Source organism: Virgifigura deserti (genome assembly GCA_003576685.1).
Lineage (GTDB): Bacteria > Pseudomonadota > Alphaproteobacteria > Dongiales > Dongiaceae > Virgifigura > Virgifigura deserti.
Genome location: QOZR01000001.1, coordinates 332,443 through 352,063 on the forward strand (window position 1 = coordinate 332,443; position 19,621 = coordinate 352,063).

The 19,621-nt window shown below is 63.0% G+C and carries 21 protein-coding genes; 16 read left to right on the forward strand and 5 right to left on the reverse strand.

Translation table 11 applies throughout. From position 1 onward, the window contains the following. Nucleotides 1–62: 62 nt before the first annotated feature. Nucleotides 63–392: a hypothetical protein gene (locus DT069_RS24480; protein ID WP_162912912.1), complete on the reverse strand. Its 330-nt coding sequence runs from the start codon at nucleotides 390–392 to the stop codon at nucleotides 63–65. 239 nt (nucleotides 393–631) lie between these two features. Further along, a complete protein-coding gene (gene gcvA / locus DT069_RS01715; RefSeq protein WP_119458524.1) occupies nucleotides 632–1,558 on the reverse strand; it encodes a transcriptional regulator GcvA in 927 nt (308 codons plus the stop codon). Nucleotides 1,559–1,691: 133 nt separating this feature from the next. Between gcvA and DT069_RS01720 the strand changes: the two genes are divergently transcribed. Beyond that, complete coding sequence (locus DT069_RS01720; protein ID WP_119458525.1) at nucleotides 1,692–2,357, forward strand: FMN-dependent NADH-azoreductase; 666 nt, start codon at nucleotides 1,692–1,694, stop codon at nucleotides 2,355–2,357. Nucleotides 2,358–2,360: 3 nt separating this feature from the next. Here the strand turns inward: DT069_RS01720 and DT069_RS01725 are convergent, their stop codons facing one another. After that, nucleotides 2,361–3,251 (reverse strand): helix-turn-helix domain-containing protein, encoded by an 891-nt coding sequence (locus DT069_RS01725; RefSeq protein ID WP_162912913.1) that lies wholly within the window; start codon nucleotides 3,249–3,251, stop codon nucleotides 2,361–2,363. A gap of 202 nt (nucleotides 3,252–3,453) precedes the next feature. Between DT069_RS01725 and DT069_RS01730 the strand changes: the two genes are divergently transcribed. Together DT069_RS01730 and DT069_RS24485 are read left to right on the forward strand one after the other, a co-directional pair. Beyond that, nucleotides 3,454–4,512 carry an aldo/keto reductase gene (locus DT069_RS01730; RefSeq protein WP_119458527.1) on the forward strand — a complete coding sequence of 353 codons (1,059 nt, stop codon included), beginning with the start codon at nucleotides 3,454–3,456 and terminating at the stop codon, nucleotides 4,510–4,512. 167 nt (nucleotides 4,513–4,679) lie between these two features. Beyond that, nucleotides 4,680–5,564 carry a choice-of-anchor E domain-containing protein gene (locus tag DT069_RS24485; protein WP_162912914.1) on the forward strand — a complete coding sequence of 295 codons (885 nt, stop codon included), beginning with the start codon at nucleotides 4,680–4,682 and terminating at the stop codon, nucleotides 5,562–5,564. A gap of 181 nt (nucleotides 5,565–5,745) precedes the next feature. On the opposite strand, the gene DT069_RS01740 is transcribed toward DT069_RS24485, so the two are convergent. Together DT069_RS01740 and DT069_RS01745 are read right to left on the reverse strand one after the other, a co-directional pair. Beyond that, nucleotides 5,746–5,940 (reverse strand): hypothetical protein, encoded by a 195-nt coding sequence (locus tag DT069_RS01740; RefSeq protein WP_119458528.1) that lies wholly within the window; start codon nucleotides 5,938–5,940, stop codon nucleotides 5,746–5,748. Nucleotides 5,941–6,197: 257 nt separating this feature from the next. Continuing rightward, nucleotides 6,198–6,449: a cold-shock protein gene (locus DT069_RS01745; RefSeq protein WP_119458529.1), complete on the reverse strand. Its 252-nt coding sequence runs from the start codon at nucleotides 6,447–6,449 to the stop codon at nucleotides 6,198–6,200. A gap of 244 nt (nucleotides 6,450–6,693) precedes the next feature. On the opposite strand from DT069_RS01745, the gene DT069_RS01750 reads away from it, so the two are divergent. From DT069_RS01750 to DT069_RS01805, 13 genes are all read left to right on the forward strand, one after another. Beyond that, nucleotides 6,694–7,293: a DUF6655 family protein gene (locus tag DT069_RS01750; RefSeq protein WP_162912915.1), complete on the forward strand. Its 600-nt coding sequence runs from the start codon at nucleotides 6,694–6,696 to the stop codon at nucleotides 7,291–7,293. Between the two features lie 243 nt (nucleotides 7,294–7,536). Continuing rightward, entirely contained in the window at nucleotides 7,537–7,722 is a 186-nt protein-coding gene (locus DT069_RS01755) for a hypothetical protein (protein ID WP_162912916.1), read from the forward strand. A gap of 53 nt (nucleotides 7,723–7,775) precedes the next feature. Then, a complete protein-coding gene (locus tag DT069_RS01760) occupies nucleotides 7,776–8,174 on the forward strand; it encodes a hypothetical protein (RefSeq protein ID WP_162912917.1) in 399 nt (132 codons plus the stop codon). 532 nt (nucleotides 8,175–8,706) lie between these two features. Beyond that, a complete protein-coding gene (locus tag DT069_RS01765; RefSeq protein WP_119458533.1) occupies nucleotides 8,707–9,891 on the forward strand; it encodes a tyrosine-type recombinase/integrase in 1,185 nt (394 codons plus the stop codon). Nucleotides 9,892–9,996: 105 nt separating this feature from the next. Then, nucleotides 9,997–10,644: a hypothetical protein gene (locus DT069_RS01770; RefSeq protein ID WP_119458534.1), complete on the forward strand. Its 648-nt coding sequence runs from the start codon at nucleotides 9,997–9,999 to the stop codon at nucleotides 10,642–10,644. Nucleotides 10,645–10,763: 119 nt separating this feature from the next. Then, on the forward strand, nucleotides 10,764–11,057 hold the full coding sequence (locus DT069_RS01775; RefSeq protein ID WP_425449932.1) for a helix-turn-helix transcriptional regulator: 294 nt from the start codon (nucleotides 10,764–10,766) through the stop codon (nucleotides 11,055–11,057). Between the two features lie 287 nt (nucleotides 11,058–11,344). Next, nucleotides 11,345–12,430: a CHC2 zinc finger domain-containing protein gene (locus tag DT069_RS01780; RefSeq protein WP_119458535.1), complete on the forward strand. Its 1,086-nt coding sequence runs from the start codon at nucleotides 11,345–11,347 to the stop codon at nucleotides 12,428–12,430. Further along, a complete protein-coding gene (locus DT069_RS01785; RefSeq protein ID WP_119458536.1) occupies nucleotides 12,420–13,952 on the forward strand; it encodes a YfjI family protein in 1,533 nt (510 codons plus the stop codon). The genes DT069_RS01780 and DT069_RS01785 overlap by 11 nt, the downstream gene beginning before the upstream one ends. 239 nt (nucleotides 13,953–14,191) lie before the next feature. After that, nucleotides 14,192–14,521 carry a Rossmann-fold NAD(P)-binding domain-containing protein gene (locus DT069_RS01790; RefSeq protein ID WP_162912918.1) on the forward strand — a complete coding sequence of 110 codons (330 nt, stop codon included), beginning with the start codon at nucleotides 14,192–14,194 and terminating at the stop codon, nucleotides 14,519–14,521. After that, nucleotides 14,518–14,721: a hypothetical protein gene (locus DT069_RS24490; RefSeq protein WP_162912919.1), complete on the forward strand. Its 204-nt coding sequence runs from the start codon at nucleotides 14,518–14,520 to the stop codon at nucleotides 14,719–14,721. Before DT069_RS01790 ends, DT069_RS24490 begins: the two co-directional genes overlap by 4 nt. Nucleotides 14,722–15,082: 361 nt before the next feature. Beyond that, nucleotides 15,083–17,140, forward strand: a complete 2,058-nt coding sequence (locus DT069_RS01795) for an ATP-dependent nuclease (RefSeq protein ID WP_119458538.1) — start codon at nucleotides 15,083–15,085, stop codon at nucleotides 17,138–17,140. After that, complete coding sequence (locus DT069_RS01800) at nucleotides 17,133–18,872, forward strand: UvrD-helicase domain-containing protein (RefSeq protein WP_119458539.1); 1,740 nt, start codon at nucleotides 17,133–17,135, stop codon at nucleotides 18,870–18,872. The genes DT069_RS01795 and DT069_RS01800 overlap by 8 nt, the downstream gene beginning before the upstream one ends. A gap of 271 nt (nucleotides 18,873–19,143) precedes the next feature. Then, on the forward strand, nucleotides 19,144–19,617 hold the full coding sequence (locus tag DT069_RS01805; RefSeq protein WP_119458540.1) for a hypothetical protein: 474 nt from the start codon (nucleotides 19,144–19,146) through the stop codon (nucleotides 19,615–19,617). Nucleotides 19,618–19,621: the final 4 nt, after the last annotated feature.

A 19,621-nucleotide genomic window follows, 5' to 3' on the forward strand; every position in this document is an offset into this window, starting at 1 on the left:
AGCCTTCAATCTATACTGGCACTCACCGATGCCGTCGCGTTCAGCCGCGACATCAGTGAGGGTCAGGCGGCAAGAGCCTGTCGAGTCAGCGCCTTTCGAACGGCGTCTTCCGGGGTGGAGCCACGGGCGGTGGCGCGACCAGTGCGGTCGGATAGCTGAACGGCGCTCCAACAATCACCAAGATCTCTCACCGAGTACTCGCCGTGCGGCGTGATGGCGCGGTAAGAAAAAATGCCCGTATCCGGCGTGATGGAGCCAATAAGGGTTACTAGATCTTTCAAATCGTCCTCCTCTTCGTTGTTGACACTCGCTCGCGAGCCAACAATCTGTTGGCCCGTGGGGTATGAATGAGCGATATGGCGCCGGACTGACAAATCGGTCCATTCGCGCATTCTTCGAAGATTGCCCCGATCTATGCGCCCGCCTCGGTGAGGGTAGGAATGGCGGCGGGCCCGGGGCGACCAGCGGACGACATCATCGAAAAGAGTGCCGCCCACCGAAATCGTGACGAAAACCGTTCAGGCAGTATATGCGTTATGGATAAAATAATCAACCGGGCCTCGGCGCTGTATTGAGGACGACCGCGCCCCAAGGATGTTGGTTAACGATATTGAAGGTTTAAAGGCCGGTTTTACTGTGGTTTGACCACGGTTTCGGGGGCGACCGGTGCAACCCGAAGCGGCCGCATCTCGGCGAGGAGCCAGGATCGCGCGGCCGCAATCGGCCCGGTCACGACTCGCTCGCCACTTTGGACGAGATGATAGGTGAGCCCCTCGAGCTCAGGCCCGAAGGGCGCGACGAGCGTGCCTGTCGCCAGTTCCTCGGAAACAAGCGTCAAGCTGACCAGTGCGACACCGAGGCCGGCGACTGCAGCCTGGATCGCGTGGCTTTCGTCGCTGAAGCGCAGGCCGGCCTGGCCGTCCACTTCCCGCATCTCAGCTTCCGCCAGCCATCGTGGCCAAGTTGGGTTCTTCGGGTCGCTGTGACGCCAGTCGAAGTGGAGGAGGGTGACCGACTTTAGGTCGGCCGGAGTCGTCAGTTCCAAGCGAGGGCTCGCCACGGGCGCGAACCGGTCGACGACGAGCGGTTCGGTAACCAGACCCGGATAGGGGCCGCGTCCGTAGCGTATCGCAAGGTCGGCGACGCCCGCATTGAGGTCCATGACGTCGTCGGAGGCGAGGAGTCTCAGGTCGATTTCGGGCTGAGCGGCACGGAAGGCGGCGACTCGCGGTACCAGCCACTTCGCAGTGAACGCAGTCGTAGCTGAAACCGTCACCGCCGCGCGGCGGCGTTTCCGCGTCAGGCCATCGATCACCCGTGCGAAGGCGTCAAAGCCGTCGCGCAAGACGGGGAAGAGAACCTGCGCCTCGGGAGTCATCACGACTTGGCGAACCCTCCGCTCGAAGAGCCGCATCCCGATCGTGTCCTCTAGAAAGCGTACCTGATGGCTGATCGCCGTCGGCGTGACGTGAAGCTCCTCGGCTGCGCGCTTAAAGCTCAGATGCCGGGCCGCCGCTTCGAAGGCGCGAAGGGCGGCAAGCGAGGGCAAGTGGCGCATGAACGACCTCAATGGATGAATTCAGATCAACTGTGTCGTGAGCTATTCGATTTTGTCAACACGCAGGAGCAGAGGCATTGTGGGCCAAGGGCGCAGCAAGTGATGTCGCCCAAGGCCTGAGAGGAGATCATGTATGCTCACGCTTCTGCATATCGATGCCAGCGCCCGCCAAGGCGGATCCGATACAAGTTCCTACGGTTCACATAGCCGCCGCCTCACAGCCCGGTTCATGAGCCGCTGGCGGGCCGTCCGCCCCTCGGACGCGGTGATCTATCGTGATGTCGGACAGAACCCGCCGGCGCCGGTGACCGGCCGGTGGATCCATGCGGCGTTCACGAAGCCTGAGCTGCGCGAGCGGTGGATGGTCGAGGTGCTGGCGGAAAGCGACGCTATGATCGACGAGCTGATCGCGGCGGATCTGATCATCGCCGGCGTGCCGATGTACAACTTCAATGTTCCCGCGCCGTTCAAGGCCTATATCGACAACATCGTCCGTGTCGGCCGCACATTCGGCTTCGATCGGTCGCGACCGGGCGAACCCTATTGGCCACTTCTCGGTGGGCACGGAAAGCGCTTGGTTCTAGTGAGCTCGCGCGGCGACTACGGCTATGGCGAGGGCGAGCGGATCGGGCATATGAACCATGTCGAACCCAGCATCCGCACGGCATTCGGCTATATCGGCATCACCGATCTTGAATCGCTGGCGGTCGAGTATGACGAGTTCGCGGACGATCGCCTGAAGAGATCGATCGCCCGGGCGGAGGCCGAGGTCGATGCGCTGGTGGACCGCCTGCTTTAACCCTCAGTGCCGCCCTTTTCGATATTGCGACGGCGTCATCCCAACCTGCCGATGAAACAGCCGGGAAAAGTGGCTCGGGCTCAGGAAACCTACTCTCATGGCGACTTGCAGTACGGAGAGATCGCGGGAAGCGAGCAACTGCATCGCGCGCTGGATGCGCAGGCGCTGGATATATGCCAGTGGCGTCTCGCCCGTGGCTTCCTTGAATGCGCGATGGAAGAAACCGGTAGACAGCCCGACGCATTGCGCCACGTCATCGAGACGCAGCTCCTGATTGCCCAGGTTTGCATTCACATATTCCGCGATACGGCGGAGCCGCCATCCCGGTAGAGCCCTTCCGGTCTTTTGGCGGTCGTGCCCGCCGGGACCATAGCGGCGCATGATGTATTGCGCGGCCGAAACCGCCATGGCTTCACAGTAGAGCTCATCGAATTGCCCGTCGCTCTTCTGCAGCCTCTGGAGTTCGACCAGCATCGCATGAAGAAACGAATCGCGCTGGTTCGTGAAGGTGCTCACGTCTTGAACATGTGAGGCGTTGCGTTCGTCGCTCACGGAGAAGAAATCGGGCCGGATGGAGAGAGAGGCCCATTCCGAGTGCACATCTCTCATCTTGATATGTCGACTGCACGCCGGCGGGATAAAGGATACGGATCCTGCGAAGTCCGTGCCCCTATATTCGTGACCGCATTCGGACGCCACCTCGATGCTTCGGCATCCGCCTTGGATGATGGTGATAATGGTCGGGTGATAGAGGCTGATTTTACCTTCCGCGTTTCGTGTCTGTGGGCGAAATGCGGTGTCAAAGCTTCCGCCGGACCACAAGAAGCGGCGCCACCCCTGAGCGAGCGGCTCGAAATTTCGTGAATTTTCTTCACTTCGAGCGGATGTTTTCATCGTGATGCACGTCGCGCTATGCCGAACATCGCCACGATACACCGGCCGGAGCGACATCCGGAAGGCCGTGATTTCACCTGTCGAAGAGTCAGGATTGAGCAGGACCGGTCAGGAACGCAAGCGCAGCGCGTAAGCCTGTGTCTTACCTCTCCGGCGACGGGCGGCAAGCCCATCGCCCAGAGATGTAAGGAGCGTCCAAGGAATGAGCAAACACCGAATCGATTTCAAAAAGGACATGAACCGGCGGTCGGTCCTGACCGCAGCTGGACTGACTGCGGGCGCATTGGCGGCCGCATCGGTGCTTCCGCGCGGCGTCGCGTTCGCGCAGTCCTCGGCGGTCGGCGCGCCGATCATGCACGCGATCCCCAAGACCGGTGAAATGGTGCCGGCCATCGGTCTCGGCACCTTTGAAACCTTCGATGTGACCCCCGGCCAGCCGCGTGATCATATTCGCGAGGTTCTGAGCCGCTTCCACAGCGCCGGTGGCCGTGTCGTCGACACGTCGCCGCTTTACGGCATGTCGGAAGTCAATGTCGGTGACTTCGCCACCGACCTTGGAATCGTTGGCGATTTGTTCATAACCAACAAAATCTGGACGACCGGCGAATGGCTATCGGACAACAGCCACTCCGAGGCGCAGTTCCGGCGTTCAGCCGAGCGGCTCTGGCGCGATCGCTTGGACGTGTTGCAAGTCCACAGCCTAGAGAACTACGACCAAGTGCTCCATCTCCTGAAACAATGGAAGGAGGAGGGCAGGGTCCGTTACGTGGGCGTGACCCAATGGAGCCCAGAATATTACGATACTCTGGAACGCCTCGTGCGCACCGCGAATCTGGACTTCATACAGGTCAACTACAGCATCTTCTCGCGCCGGTGCGAGGAACGGCTTCTACCCGCCTGTGTCGACAACGGCGTCGCCGTTCAGACCAGCATGCCATTCGAGAAGGCCCGCCTCTTCACCTGTGTCGAGGGCCGGACCGTGCCCGAGTTCGCCCATGAGTTCGGCGCCGACAGCTGGGCGCGGTTCTTCCTGAAGTTCGTGATCTCCCATCCGGCAGTTACGGCAGCGATCCCCGCGACAAGCAATCCGGACCACATGACCGACAATATGGGCGCACTCTATGGCGAACTGCCGGACGAGGCCATGCGGGCGCGCATGATCCGACATATGGAAGCCATCGACGGTTTCGAGGCGACGCTTCGTCAAGCGCCTTATCCGGGCAAGGACTATGGTGGCGTCGTCACTTGGCCGTTCGGGTAAGCAAGGGCGCCGGCCGAAAACACGACTGCTTCGGACGCCTTGGGCGTCCGAAGCAGTGGGAACGGCTAGGAGAAACGATGTAACCCATGCGACCCGCTTTTTGCAGAACCTTGCCGCGCCTCGGACAGAGTCGGTGTCGGAACTTTTTACAGTTCGCCGCCGCTCGGGTGGCATCGGCGCTCGAAAGCCGCGCTTTCCTCCCTTTGGCGTCATTCTTGCATTTGTCAGAGGCGCTTATGCAAATGTGGGGGGCACCAAAGATGACGACGCATTTCCGACGTAACGCCGCCATCGCAGCGGTGATCGCTGTCGCCGCGATGGCGGGTCCGGGGGCTGCGGAAGCCGGCGTGATCACGCAGACGTTCGATTATAATTTCGGTAACGACCATCGCACGATCACTGTCGGCCCGAACGGCTCGACGAGTGCGTTCAATCAGCAGATCACGCGCAGCTTCGCGTTCGACATGTTCGACGCGTCGCTGGGCACGCTGGAGGCCGTTTCTTTTTCGTTCAGCGCCGGCGGCACCCGGATCGGCGGCATCACGCACAATGCCGGCGGGGCGGGCACGATCACCGTCAACATCACCAATCGTTTCGGCTTCACCTTCGGCGGCGGCCTGGCAGAGGGCTCCAATGCCGTCGGCTTCCAACAAACGCACAATGCCTGGAATCTGGACTCTGGGCTCTACCGAGGCTTTTCTGGCAACTTCAGCGGCTCGAGCGCACTGAACCAGACATTCGTCTACGATGATGCGCAGCTCGCCAGCTTCATCGGCGACGGCACGCTCGATCTGGATGTTTACTCCCGCAATGTTTTCGAAAGCCTGAGCGTGAGCGGCGACGGCCTGATCGCCACGGCGATCATCGGCAGCTGCGATCCGAACTGCGGCAATTTCGCCTGGTCCGGGCCGATCACCGGCACGGCCACGCTGAGCTACACCTATATCGATCCGCCGGCAGCGGACGTCCCCGAGCCTGGCATGCTCGCTCTCCTAGGCGCCGGCCTCGCGGGCCTCGGCCTGATTTCCGGTCGGCGCAAGCGGATATCATAAGGACGAGCATCTCGGGTCCCCGCCGCTGCTCGCCAGCGGCGGGAACCTTGAACCCGTCCCACATGTGTTCGGCCTTCCTGCCGCGACCGTTTGGAAACCAAGCGTCGGAAAGGAATTTTGGGATCATCACGGCTACCGGGACAAGCTGCTGCCGGGGACGGTTCAGATTAGCCACGGCCAATCAGCCGACCACCGCCCGACTGAACGACTCGACATGATCCGTCCCCGGCAGGATCTCCGCCCCATCCAGGAACCACCGGTCCGCCGCCGGCTCATAGGATAGCCGGTTGGCGCGGCAGAGCAGCTCATAGAGTTCCCAGAGGTTCAGGCGGGGCGCACCCGCGGCGGACGTGACTGACGGGTCAATGGCCGCCACTGATAACGTCGCCACTAAACAGCGCGCCATACCGCCAAGCGTTGGTCGCCGGCGCGAATGCCCGCGGCTTAGACATCCGCTTCCGAAGTTCTCTGCGTGTCCATGGGGGCATTAGGAGAACATACCCCGCCGGAGTAAATGGCGGCGGCTCCGGTGGGCCGGGAGGGGTCAACCCTAGCCCGGCCTACGCATGACAGCTCCTCATGTCAGTGCCGCCATGGGAGCGGAGCCAAGGCCTCGGAGGAGCCTTATCCGCCTCAGGCCGCGCGAAGATTCGTGGCCGAGGTCTTGCCGCGCTCGGTCTGCGTATCGAAGCTGACCTTTTGGCCCTCGTTGAGGGTGCTCATTCCGGCCTGTTCCACCGCAGAGATGTGGACGAACACGTCTTGCCCGCCACCCTCAGGCGCTATAAAGCCGTAGCCCTTCTGGCCGTTGAACCATTTCACTGTGCCAATCGCCACGATAACCTCCTCCGCACAGATTGCGTTGCCAGTGACACTTTCGGTCATTAACACCTGCGCGGGCGCTGCGTTCCGGCCGTTGCCACCCCGCCTGCCAAGGGTCACGCCGGGCGATGGCTCACTACGATGTTCCGGGGCTGCAGGTCGCTCGTTCTCCCGGTGGCGGCTCCTTTGTTGCCGCCGGTTCGGTGTCACGAGAGCCGGGATATTGGCGCATTCTCACAGAGCGGGATTCGCGGCAGGGGAACAAAACAACATCAGCGGCGTCTAACGCGGGCAAGGGAGAAGCATCTTGCTCCGTACTCCGTTCCTGTTGCTGCCAATCCTCGCCCCGATAACTGCCGGCTGCTCGGGCACACGGCGTACCGAACCGTCCCGGACGGCAACGGAGCAGCTCTTGATCTCGGCGGCCGTCGATCATGCTCTCGATGGGCTGGATCTCGGCATCCCGCAAGGGACGAAGCTCTGGGTCGATGCAAGGTACTTCGAGAGCATCGACCGGGACTACGCGGTCGGTGCGATCCGGAATCATCTGCTGCGAGAGGGCGGGCGGCTGGTTAACGGCAGGGCCGAGGCCGATGCCGTGGTCGAGATCCGGTCGGGCGCGCTTTCCACCGACAGGAATGAGATGTTCGTCGGAATTCCAAGCGTCGATCTCCCGATCCCCCTGGTGGAGAACGCGAGCACGCCCGAACTTGGCATCTTGAAGAAGAACGATGAGACCGGGGTCGCCAAGATCGGCATGACGATCTACGAGATGAAGACCGGCGCGCTGGCCCCATACTCGCCGGCCGCGCCGGCCTACGGCTTCTCCGACCGCACGCGCTGGGTCGTGCTCTCGCTCATCAGCTGGACCAACACGGACGTTATGCCCGAGGACGTCGAGAAATAGCGGATCATCCGCCTGGACGGACCGAGAAAGCGGACGATGCGACCTGGAAGCGGATCTTGCGGGTGATCGAGGCGCTGCGGGCGGAGAAGCCGGCGCCTGGACCCAAACGGCATTAGGTCACGGCGCCGCGGCAGTGACGGCAAAATACCCCCGCATAGCGGCTGGGACGCAACCCAGATGCCTTCGCCGCGTTAGATACTCTCTGAGCCTGCGTGCGCTCGAATGCAGAACGAGGGAAAGGCGATGCGGTTTGGACGTTCGTCGGTAAGGATTGCGGCGCGGTTCGCAGCGCAAGTCGCGCTCGGCCTCGCGGCGCTGACCGTGACCGGTTGCGCGACGGAACCACGCACCTGCTACGAGGTCGTGGAGCATCCGGAGTTCGGGCGCCAGCTTCGACCCATGCCCTGCCCGCAGGCGGCGGAGCTGTAGCTCGTGTGAGGCTGGGCCTGCACAGCGCCATGGCAGTGGCGGACGGAGCGCCGATGCCGGCAGAAACCCCCAGGAACTTTTTCGACGCGTCCTTAAAACCCGCGGTGGAGGAATGGCGGCGCGACAGGCTGTCCCGCCAGAAGGCACTCCAGGCGCTCGCACAGGCCGATGTGATGGCCGAGCGGATGTTCCGCCATCTTCAGCGTCATGACCCGGCCAGGCTCGCGGGAATCGCGAGCGCGACGGCGTATCGGAACGAGGTGCGCGCGCGGCACCTGACGCTCGGCCTCGCCTGGGACGCGCACGACCGGGGCGCCGTTGGCGTTGGCCGGTACGGAAGCGGTGAGCAGATGACCCTCGTCGAGGACGACGGAACGAGGCATCCGCTCGCGCTCGTCCTGGATCAAGTCTTGACCGCCTGGGAGATGGAACTGTCCAAGACCGGGCTGTAGGCGCCACCGAGCGCCCGCCTGAACGTGTTAGTCAGGTCCGTCATCTGCAACGGCGCGAGCTTTTTACCGTCGAGACGCCAGCGATCCATCTCCGGCTCAGAGGTCAGCCGCCCGCCCCCATAGACCTATTGGCACTATTGGCACGGGCTATCAGGCGCGAAACGATGGCTTCGGTCTACCCCGACAGCATGGCGAGAGGGAACGGGAAATGCCGCCGAAATCGGCCCCGCTGTTACCCATGTGTCACCCGGAAGCAAAAAGGGGCTAGGCCTATCTGACCCAACCCCTCGCTTTGATTGGCTCCCCGGGCCGGACTCGAACCAGCGACACGGTGGTTAACAGCCACTGTTCATCGTACGCCGCCGATGCTCCCCTGTTCTTTGCATCCCCGTATCATCTTGAATTTTCTTGATATTGGTTTGTTCGTTTACGCCATGACTCGCCGGTGTTACTCTCTCTCCTGGTGACTTAGTGGTGACTTGAGCCGTCGAGACCGGATCGAGCGCCATCACAGCCGGTAGGGGGGCTGGCAATGAAGCTGACAAAATCCCGCATTCAGGCGCTCGCCTATGAAGGCGACGGCAAAAGCCGTGATGTCCGATGGGATGACACGCAACCCGGCTTTGGGGTCCGCGTCTATCCATCCGGTCGGAAAGCCTTTGTCCTGTCCTATCGCGTTCACGGTCGAAAGCGTCTTATGGCTCTGGGCGACTTCGGCCCGTTGACCTTGGAGAAGGCGCGCGAGTGGGCGCGGAAATACATCGTCCAAGTCGAAGAGGGGAAAGACCCGCTCGACGAGAAGCGCAAGGCGGCGGTCCGGAAGACGCTCGACGATCTGATTAAGAAATACATATCCGATCACGCCAAGGTTCATAAGAAGACCTGGGCCAAGGATGAGCGCCGCCTGAACAACCATATTCCGGCCGATTGGCTTGGTCGCAAAGCGGCCTCGATTACCCGCGACGAGATAGCCGACCTCCACAAGAGGATAGGGAAGAGGGCGCCTTATGAGGCGAACCGACTCCTTGAAATCCTCCGGAAGATGTTCAAGCTCGCGCGAGTCTGGCACATCATAGACGAGACGGCGCCGAACCCCGCAACGGATATCACCCGGTTTCGAGAGAAGAAGCGCAAGCGGTGGGTTCTGCCCGAAGAGGTCCCAGCGCTGGCGGCGGCTATCGACGCGGAGCCGAACATCTACATTCGCGGGGCGCTATGGACCTATCTCCTTGTCGGCGTCCGCAAAACGGAGCTGCTTCAAGCGAAGCGAACTGACGTTGATTGGAACAGGGCACTTCTAAGGCTCCCCGATACCAAGGCGGGCGATGAGCAACATGCGCCGCTAAACGGCCCTACCGTCGCGCTGTTCCAGGCGCTCCCCGCGATCAAAGACAATCCTTACCTATTTCCGGGGGCCAAGAAGGGCAAGCATCTGGTGAACATCTGGAAGGCATGGGATCGCATCAGGCAAGCGGCGGGCGTCGAGGATGTCCGCCTGCACGACCTCCGGCGAACGGTCGGCTCGTGGATGACTCAGGCCAAGGTCGATCTCAACACCATCAAGGATGCACTACGCCACGCCAACATCTCGACCACGCTGACCTATGCGCGCCTCGGGGCCGATCCGGCGCGTGAGGCGATCGAGGAACATGGACAGCGCATCTTGGCGGCAGCGAAGAAAGCAGAGGCGGCCGAGGTGGTCAGGTTGAGAGGTTGAGGGCTTGGGGCGGCTAGGTGTCGCGGCCGAGTGCCGGGTCCCTAACACCCGGCCTGCCGCCCCGACGTTCTTCTGTAGGGTTGGCGCCGGTAGGGGCGATGCTGGATGTACTATTCCGAAAAAGTCCTTGAGCAGATCATAGAGGCCGGCGGCGGCTTGCGGTCCGACGCCGGTCCGGCTGCGCTGAAAAGGGATCTCGAACACGCGGCCTTCTGCTACGATTGGCGGACAGCGGCTCAGAGTTTTCCTGCCAACGAAGCCCGCGAAGAGATGTTGGCTTCGATCGAGGATGCCACGCGGCGGGTCCTAAAGCTATTCGCTGGCAGTAGGGATGCTGGGCCCGACGCCGAGCCCCGGATTCCCAACCACGTTTTAATCGCCTTATCCAGGTTCGCCGGGACGATCGGGGACAGCCTGACATTCAATCCTGATCCAGTCCTGGGCGCGGCGAGAGATCTAATACGGGCGGCGGCCGGTTTCCGCGATTGTGCGAATCGCGCGAGGCTGTACCTCCAGCACGATGTGCATGGCGATCCCAAGGTGAATGCTGCCGGGCCGTCAGCTCAATCGCATCTCATCGGCGCAGATTTGCCCGAAATCTATGAGCGCCACTTCGGCCGGCCGTTTCAGGCCAAAGGGGCGCAGTCCATGGACTTTGTCGTCCACTGCCTCAAACCGCTCGGTGTCGAGATGAGGCGCGATGCTATCACGCAGACGATCAAGCGGTTCCGAAGGAGGAAGGGGGACACGTAGGGTCAACGGGACTGGTGCCGTCCCCCAATCCTGAGTGCAATTAATCACCTCCAGCCGACGCATCCCCGCGTTGGTCGCCGCCAGATAGGCGGTCCGTAGGCGCCAAGCAGGCGCCTTCGATGGAGGTGCAATTGCCTGATCTCAACTCGTCTACGGCGCCAGTGGCCGATAGTGTATCGCCCGCTGGTAACGATCCCCTGTACGACGAAGATGCGGCCGGCCGCTACCTTGGTGGCGAGGATCGGCCCGTCTCCGCTCGCTCGATGCAGCGTTGGCGCCTTGAGGGCATCGGTCCAGCTTACGTCAAGATCGGGCGTCTGGTCCGCTATCGCCGTTCGGCCCTGGATACCTTCCTTGCCGCGGGGGAGCGCCGCTCCACTTCGGACACGGGAGGAGGCGATGCCGCGGCTTGAAGTACGAGGCCCGGCAGGGGCAAGCAGCCGGGCCTCCGAAGAACTCGCTAACGCGGGCGCTGTTGGTGCCCGGAGAGCAGGCTCCACAGCACCCAGAAGCGAGATTTTCGCCGCGCGCTGGCTGACCCGCCGCGCCGATCTGCTGCGTCACGTCGCCACCGTCGTTGCCGCTCTGGCGGGATTGGGGGTGCGGCCGTGACCGATCGGACCATCAGCACCATGCTGCTCCGGGAGCTGATCGCGGCCTCGCAGGAGGCCGCGGCCCGGCGGCGGAAGGGATTGCCACTATGAACGCGCCGCGGTTCACGGAAGCCTTCCTGGACGACGTGCGGGCACGGACATCGCTGGTCGAGTTGATCGGCGGGCACGTTCGGTTGATGCGGCGTGGGCGGGATCACGTCGGGGCCTGCCCGTTCCACGACGAGCGCACGCCGTCCTTCACCGTCAGCGAAGAAAAGGGCTTCTTCCATTGCTTCGGCTGCGGGGCGCACGGCGACGCCATCGCCTTCCTGCAACGGCTCGGCGGGCTTCGGTTCCCGGGTGCGCTCGAGGCCCTGGCGAGCCGCGCCGGGCTGCTGCCCGGTCGAGACGATGCGGCGGGCGCCCCGAGGCCGGCGATTGAACGGCCATCGCCACGGGATCTCGAGGACCGGAGACGCGACCTGATCGCATGGTCCCGGCGAATCTGGCGCGAGGCGACGGCGCTGCCGGGAACACTCGGGGAGGTCTACCTACGCCACCGGGGCATCGCCTCGCCCGAGCTGCTGGCCGTGCCGACGCTGCGCTACGCCGCGGCGTTGGAGCACAGGGAGACGGGGCTTATGCTTCCGACCCTTGTCGGGGCCGTGCAGGGCGCGGACGGGTCAATCACCGGAATCCACCGCACGTTTCTCACGTCCGACGGCCGAGGCAAGGCCGGCGTGTCCTCCCCCAAGAAGATGGGCGGCATTTGCTGGGGCGGCGCGGTGCGCTTCGCCAAGGCGGGCGAGCGGTTGGCTATCGGTGAGGGCATCGAAACGACCCTCTCCGTGGTCCAGTCCGTGCCCGGCCTGCCGGGGTGGGCGGCGCTCAGTCTCGGTAACATCGCCGGGGCGGGCTTCGGTCCAGGCAAGCCCCATCCCCGCCTGCCGGGACGCGTCCTGCCGGCCGAGGAGCCGGACATGGGCCGCCCAGGCATTCGGTTTCCGGATGTCGTGCGCGAGGTCGTCATCTGCGCCGACGCCGACAGCCGCGACCCGGAGAGCGCCGAGGCGCTGTTGATCCGCGCCGGCCGCCGCTTCATGGCCGAAGGCCGCATCGTCCGCATGGCGCGGCCGCCTCTCGGGAGCGACTTCAACGACATTCTGCGTGGAGTTCCGAGCGATGAACATTGATGCAGCGACGCGCATCCGCAACGCGGTGGATGGCGCCGAAGTGTTCACGGGATGCTGGCCGGAGCCGGACCTTTCGGTCGTGAACGGAAGCCGGCGGACGGCGCCGCGACCGCCGGTTGGCGTCTTCGGCCCCTTCTGGTCCGGCTGGATGGCGGCAACCGCCGAAGGTGCGGGGTGCCCGGTTGATTACGTGCTCGGCTCGCTTCTCGCGGGAGCGTCCGCGTTGATCGGCAACGCCCGCTGGGTTTCACCGTGGCAGAAGTGGAGCGAGCCGCCCGTACTCTGGATCGCGCTGGTCGGCCGCCCGTCTTCGGCGAAGTCGCCGGGGCAGGCGGCCGTCATCGACCATTTGAGGGCGCTGGAGAGCGATCTGGCGGCGGATCACCCTGAGCGGTTGCGACGATGGCAAACGGACAAGGAGATCGCCCACACCCTTCACGAGCGGTGGAAATCAGAGGTCAAGGAGGCGACCAAGAACGGTTGGTCCGCACCGCAACTCCCGGCAGAAGCGGTGGAGCCGGTCGAGCCGGCCCGGCCGCGGCTGCGGACCAGCGACGTGACGCCGGAGGCTCTCGCCAATCTCCACTCCGTCAACCCGAAGGGCTTGCTGCTCACGCGGGACGAGTTGGCCGGCTGGCTCGATTCCTTCGGGCGGTACTCGAACGGGGGCGACCGGGCCTTGTGGATCGAGGCGTTCGGCGGCCGCTCCTTCACCGTTGACCGGGTGAAGACGGGGCGGGAACCGATCACCATTCCCCATCTGTCGGTTTGCGTCCTTGGCGGCATCCAGCCCGACCGGCTCGCCTCGACCTTGATGGCCGGTGATGACGACGGGCTGGCGTCCCGGTTTCTGCTGATCTGGCCCGAGCCCATTCCGCCCCGGCGGCCCTCGCAAGTATCCGACGACGTTGCGGCGATGGCCGCGTTTCGCCGTCTTCTCGCCCTTCGGATGGGGACCGATGACCAAGGAAATCCCCGGCCGATCACGTTGCCTCTGGCCGAAGACGGCTTAGCCGTTCTCGATGGCTGGCGGCAAGAGCACGCCGAGTCCGAGGCGGCCACGAGCGGGTTGCTCACGAGCCATTGGGGCAAGCTCCCCGGAATCGTCCTCCGGTTGTCGCTTGTTCTCGAATACCTCTGGTGGGCCGCTGCTCCCGACCGGGGCGAGCCGGAGTCGGTCGGCAAAGCGGCCCTCATCGGGGCTGTAGCGCTGGTCGAAGACTACTTCAAGCCGATGGCGGAGCGGGCCTATGGGGACGCAGCGCTGCCGGAGGACGAGCGTAACGCCGCCACCCTGGCCCGGTGGATCAGAAGAGAGCGCCCCGCTCTGTTGAATGCGCGAGACCTCCGCCGCCGGGTCAGACTCCCCGGCCTGCGGTCCGCCGATAAGATCCGGGCCGCAATCACTCACCTCGAAGATGCCGACTGGTTGATTGCCGCGCCCGCCCGCGAAGGCGGATCGTGCGGCCGGCAGAGAGAGGATTACCGGGTCAATCCGAAGCTGAGGGAGGTGGCGTTATGAGCAAGTGGCTCCAGGCGTTTCATGAGGCCGCCCCCTTTTCCGACCCCGTGCCGATAGTGGCAATAGGTGCCAATAGCCCCGTTTCGACCCTAACGGCAGCTAATGGCACTAACGACACAGGGGGAGAAACAGCACCGGAGGCCGCTGCTTCGGACCCGACCGGCGATTGCGAGGAACGCGCGGCGATTATCGAGCACGACGGCCGAATCCCGTGCGAGTGGGCGGAGGGCTATGCGTGCTTGTGCGCCATGCCCTGCCCGACCGGGATCACGCAATCGGATTGGGAATCGCTGGTCGATGCCTGCGGCCGGCTGCTGGACCGCTGGGGCGGGCGGCTCTCGGAGTTGGGGTGGACGACGGCGGACCTGTTCGGCATGGACGCGCGGGCGCCTATGGCGCGGCTGGATCATGCCGGGCTCGTCCGGTTCTTGATCGGGCGCGACGTTGTCGAGGTATCGGCCGATGCCGTGAAGCTGCGGACGAGGAACGGCGGAAAGCAAAGACTTCGGCGCGGTCGGGCCGGCGCGCCCGGCCAAGTTCCGCTCTGGCAGCTGGACGGGGCATTGTGAGCTCAAGGGACCGAAAGCGCCGCGAGCGGGAGCGACGGCGGAACGGCGTGCAGTTCGTGCTGCCGATCGCCTTCTACGAGGACGCAATCGCCGCCTTAATCGACCGCGGCGAACTTCTGGAAGAGGAAGTCAAGGATCGGCGGGCCGTGCGTCTCGCTCTGGAAGACCTGTTCAACGACTGGGCGCTGCGCGGGCAGTGATCAAGTGTGTTGCTATTACGCCATGCGCGCCGTGACGATTCAATTGTTGCAGCCGAGCTGAGTCTACAGAGTCTTTCAACAGAAGCGACTCTGAGCGGTCATTCTACAACTGACTTTGCGGTCCAAAAACGCCTTCTTCCCGGTTCAGCCTGACAAGCAAGCGGACGAAGGACCCAAAGCCTCCATCGGCCTGAATAAGGCCGAGCGACGCTTCGTCGATACTCGCCTCGACAGCGGCTGAGTCGGAGAGGAGCGGTTTCACTACGTGCCTCCGCGTCGGCAAGGCACCCGCACAATTCGTAAAATCTTCACCAAAACTATTTTAGATTGTAGCGTGCGTCTGGGGACGAACGGGGGCGCGATGCATATCAAGCGTGTTGATGTTAAGAACTTTCGGCTGTTGAAGGATGTCTCGCTTCTTCTGGAACCCAGAACTACTTTGGTCGTCGGCCGCAACAACAGTGGCAAGACCTCGCTCACAGAGCTCTTCCGTCGGCTGTTGGTCGATCAGAAGCCGACCTTCAGGCTGGAAGACTTCTCGCTCTCCGCTCATGACGGGTTTTGGAAGGCCGCGCAGCTTCTGAAAGAGGGTAAGAGACAGAACGAGGTCCGAAGTGTCCTTCCAGTCATCGAGGTGCAACTGACGCTCGCCTACGACAAGGAGGCGCAGAATCTAGGTGCGTTGAGCGCTTGCATAATCGATCTCGATCCGGACTGCTGCGAAGCGGCGGTCGTGGTGTGCTTCGCCCCGAGTGACGGCAAGTTGACAGCGCTGCTTGGCGGTATCGGCGAGGACGGCGCGACGCCGCTCGAGCGAAAAAATAGCTTCTTCCGAGTCATCAAAGATCGGATCTCGTCGACCTACACGCTCACTATTCACGCGGCCGATCCAAACGACCCGACTAATCGTAAGGCCATGGACTTGTCGCAGCTGGCCGCGATTGTCCGCGGTGATTTGATCACCGCCCAGCGCGGTCTAGACGATACCACCAATCGCGACCGCGATGTGCTGGGCAAGGTCCTGCAAGTCCTCTTCGCGACTGCGGTCGCCGATTCGGCCGACCCGAAGGACAAGAGCACTGCCGAACAGCTGAAGCAGGCCGTAGAGGGAATCCAGCGCGAACTGCATGAGAACATCAGCCAGCACGTGACGGGGCTGCTGCCAACCTTCAAGCTCTTTGGTTATCCGGGCCTTTCAGACCCGGGCCTGGTCACAGAGACCACGTTCAACGTCGAACGCCTGCTGCAGAGCCACACGAAGGTTCGCTACACGGGCGTGAACGGCCTTACACTTCCGGAAGCCTATAATGGCCTCGGCGCACGGAACCTCATATACATTCTGCTACAGCTCCTGGGCTTCTTCCGCACCTTCAAAGCCCGTGCCGCCGCCGCGGGCGTGCACCTCGTCTTCATCGAGGAGCCTGAGGCACACCTGCACCCGCAGATGCAGGAGGTGTTCATTAGTCAAATCGAGAAGATCGTAGATGTTTTCGTAAAGGAGATGAATGACGGCGTCCCTTGGCCGGTTCAGTTCGTAATCTCCACCCATTCGCCCCACATGGCCAACGCGGCGCCCTTCACGGCCATTCGCTACTTCTTGGCCGCGCCGGATCCGGAAGCGACGGGGCTCCGCACGGCGCAGGTCAAGGATCTGCGTGACGGCCTAGGCGGTGAGCCGGAGGCTGACCGCAATTTCTTGCACCAATATCTGACCCTCACGCGCTGTGATCTTTTCTTCGCCGATAAGGCGGTGCTGATCGAGGGGACGACCGAGCGGCTGTTGCTGCCCGAAATGATCAAGAAGGTGGATGCCGAGGACGCGACGGCGCCAAACCTTGCCAGCCAGTATCTGACCGTGATGGAGGTCGGTGGGGCCTATGCCCATCGGTTCTTTAAGCTGCTCGACTTCTTGGAACTGCCTGCGCTGATTATCACCGATATCGATCCGCTAAACGCGACGGGGGACGGTTGCCGAGTCTCGGAAGGCGTGGCGACCAGCAACGCCTGTATCACGGACTGGTTTGGGGGCGCTGCGGTCGAGCCGGCGGCCTTGGTTGCAAAGTCCGAGGCCGAGCGCATCAAAGGTATCCGTCGATTGGCTTTTCAGATCCCGGAGGCGGATGGAGCGCCTTGCGGCCGGAGCTTTGAGGACGCCTTCATGCTCGCCAACAAGATCCTCTTCGGGTTGGATGCCGTCCCAGATGGCGAGCTTGAGGAGAAGGCTGAGGCGCTCGCCAAGACCAAAAAGAAGTCCGCCTTCGCACTGGAACACGCCATCGACAAGACCGACTGGACGCCGCCGAAGTACATCGCCGAGGCGCTGCTGTGGCTCGCCAAGGATTTAGCTGTACCACCGCCGGCACCGGTCAACTTCATGGTCGAAGCGGTGGCCGTGGTGGAGATTGGCGCCGATGGCTGAGCCAGATCCCGCAAACCCCGCAGAGATCGCCTCCAAGGTTGCACTCGACAAGCTGCACGCCTGCATCGACGCTGGCGGATGCTTCGTACTGGAAGCCGGCGCGGGAGCTGGCAAAACCTACTCGCTCATCGACGCCTTGCAGCGGCTGCTGGCAGAACGCGGCGCGAAACTCATCCGCGATCATCAGCAGATCGCCTGCATTACTTACACCAATGTCGCCAAGGATGAGATCGAAGCGCGCACCGACCGCCATCTCGCGATCCACTCGGACACGATACACGGTTTCTGCTGGTCCATTCTGAAGGACTTCCAGCCGCACTTGCGTTCCTTATTGCCCAGCATCGAAAAGTGGCCAGAAGCGATCGGGGAGGCTGGGGGTCTGAAGGGGCAATGGGTCGAGTACGACCTCGGCTTTCTGAGGGTGGACGACGCGGTCGCCTCTCTCCGCCATGACGATGTTCTGGCCCTGATGGTGGCCTGCTTGGCCGAGCCGAAGTTCCGGCGCGTTCTCACGTCGCGGTACCCAATCCTGTTCATCGATGAATACCAAGACACCGACGCAGGGTTCGTCGAGGCCCTGAAGTCCCATTTTCTTGACACTGGTGAGGGGCCGCTCATCGGGCTCTTTGGAGACGAATGGCAGAAAATCTACGGCGATGGTTGCGGCAAGGTCGCTCATCCACGGCTAACAGTGATCGGGAAACAGGCGAACTTCCGCTCGACGCAGGCCATCGTCGACCCATTGAACCGTATGCGTCCGGACCTGATCCAAATGGTGAGGGATCCGAAAGCGCCAGGCGAGGCAATCGTCTTCCACACCAATGCATGGAAGGGACAGCGCCAGGGCGGCTCGCATTGGAAGGGCGACGTAAGTCCAGACGCCGCGCACGCCTACCTGGAACACACGAAGGCCGAACTAGGGAAGTCGGGTTGGAACTTTGATCCTGCTCACGCCAAGATCCTAATGCTCACCCACAACATCCTGGCCAAGGAGCAGGGCTACGCGAGTATCGCCGCTGCCTTCCGTAACAACGACGCCTTCATCAAGAAGGAAGATCCCCACATCGCCTACCTAGTGGATATCATTGAGCCGGCCTGCGCGGCCTTTGTGGCCAAGCGCTACGGCGCGATGTTCGAGGCCTTGGGGACAGGCGCTCCGCCGATCGCCTCGCACGGCGCCAAGCTTGCTTGGGCCAAGACCATAGCCCGGCTTCTCGACCTTCGTGAGATCGGCGATGTCGGCCAGGTGCTCGACCACCTCCGAGCGTGCGGCCATCTTCGCTTGCCAGAAAAGGTCGAGGACCGGGAGCGGGACTTCGCCAAGCTCCCCCCGGAGCCTCAGGAGGGTGAGGTCTCGTGGGTGTCACGGCTGCGCAAGTTGCGCGCCGTACCGTACGGCGAAATTATCGCACTCGACCGCTACATTGACGGTCTCACACCGTTCGCGACCAAGCACGGTGTCAAGGGCGCAGAGTTCGAGAATGTGCTGGTCGTGGTCGGCCGGGGGTGGAACCAGTACAACTTTGAGCAGATGCTCTGTTGGTTCGAAAATGGCATCCCTGCCGACAAGCAGGACGCGTTCGTTCGCAACCGAAATCTGTTCTACGTCGCCTGTTCGCGGCCGAGGCGCCGCTTGGCGGTGCTCTTCACGCAGGAGTTGAGCCAGCCAGCACTCACGACGCTGACGAAATGGTTCGGTGCCGACGCAATCCGGCCGCTGCCTGACATCTAGGGCGTAAGGGCTAAAGTCCCTCTGCGGGGCGATACCCGTGTCGGCCTCTGGCACAAAGCACACCTCCATCAAACTGACCCAGTACCCCGGTGTCACGCGGGACAGCTCTATTTGTCGACCGTGGTAGAATCGGCACATGGGTGCCTTAGCCGACCGTCCTACTGATGAACCGAGCTGCGCGGTCATGGACCGCAGATCCGTGGCTATCGGATTGCAAACGGGCTGACGCGAGGAACACGAACGATGACTGCAGAAGTAGCAAAGACTAGCGATGAGTCGTGGATCGAAACCCGGTGAACGCCGGGGCGGCCGCAAGCCGGGGACGCCGAACAAGGCGACGTTCGCGAGCCGAACTCGCATCGAGCAGGAAGCGGACCCGATCGGGTTTCTGACGCGGATCATGCGGGGCGAGCCGGTCGAGACCGCGCCGACAAAGGACGCCGACCAGCAGGTAAAGGCATATCCGACGACGGACCAGCGAATCGCGGCGGCGAAGATCCTGGCCGACAAGCTTGTGCCGAACGCCAAGGACCGGCCGATCGAGCTGCCGCTGCTTGGGATCAAGACGCCCGACGATGTCCTGGCAGCCATCTCGACGGCGCTGCAAGCGATGGGCGAAGGGACGATCACGCCGGCGGAAGCGTCCACCGTCATCGGCGCGCTGGAGCTGAAGCGGCGGGCCATCGAGACGGTGGAGATCGAGCGGCGCTTGGGCGAGCTGGAACGGACAGGAAGCGGGCCATGAGAGT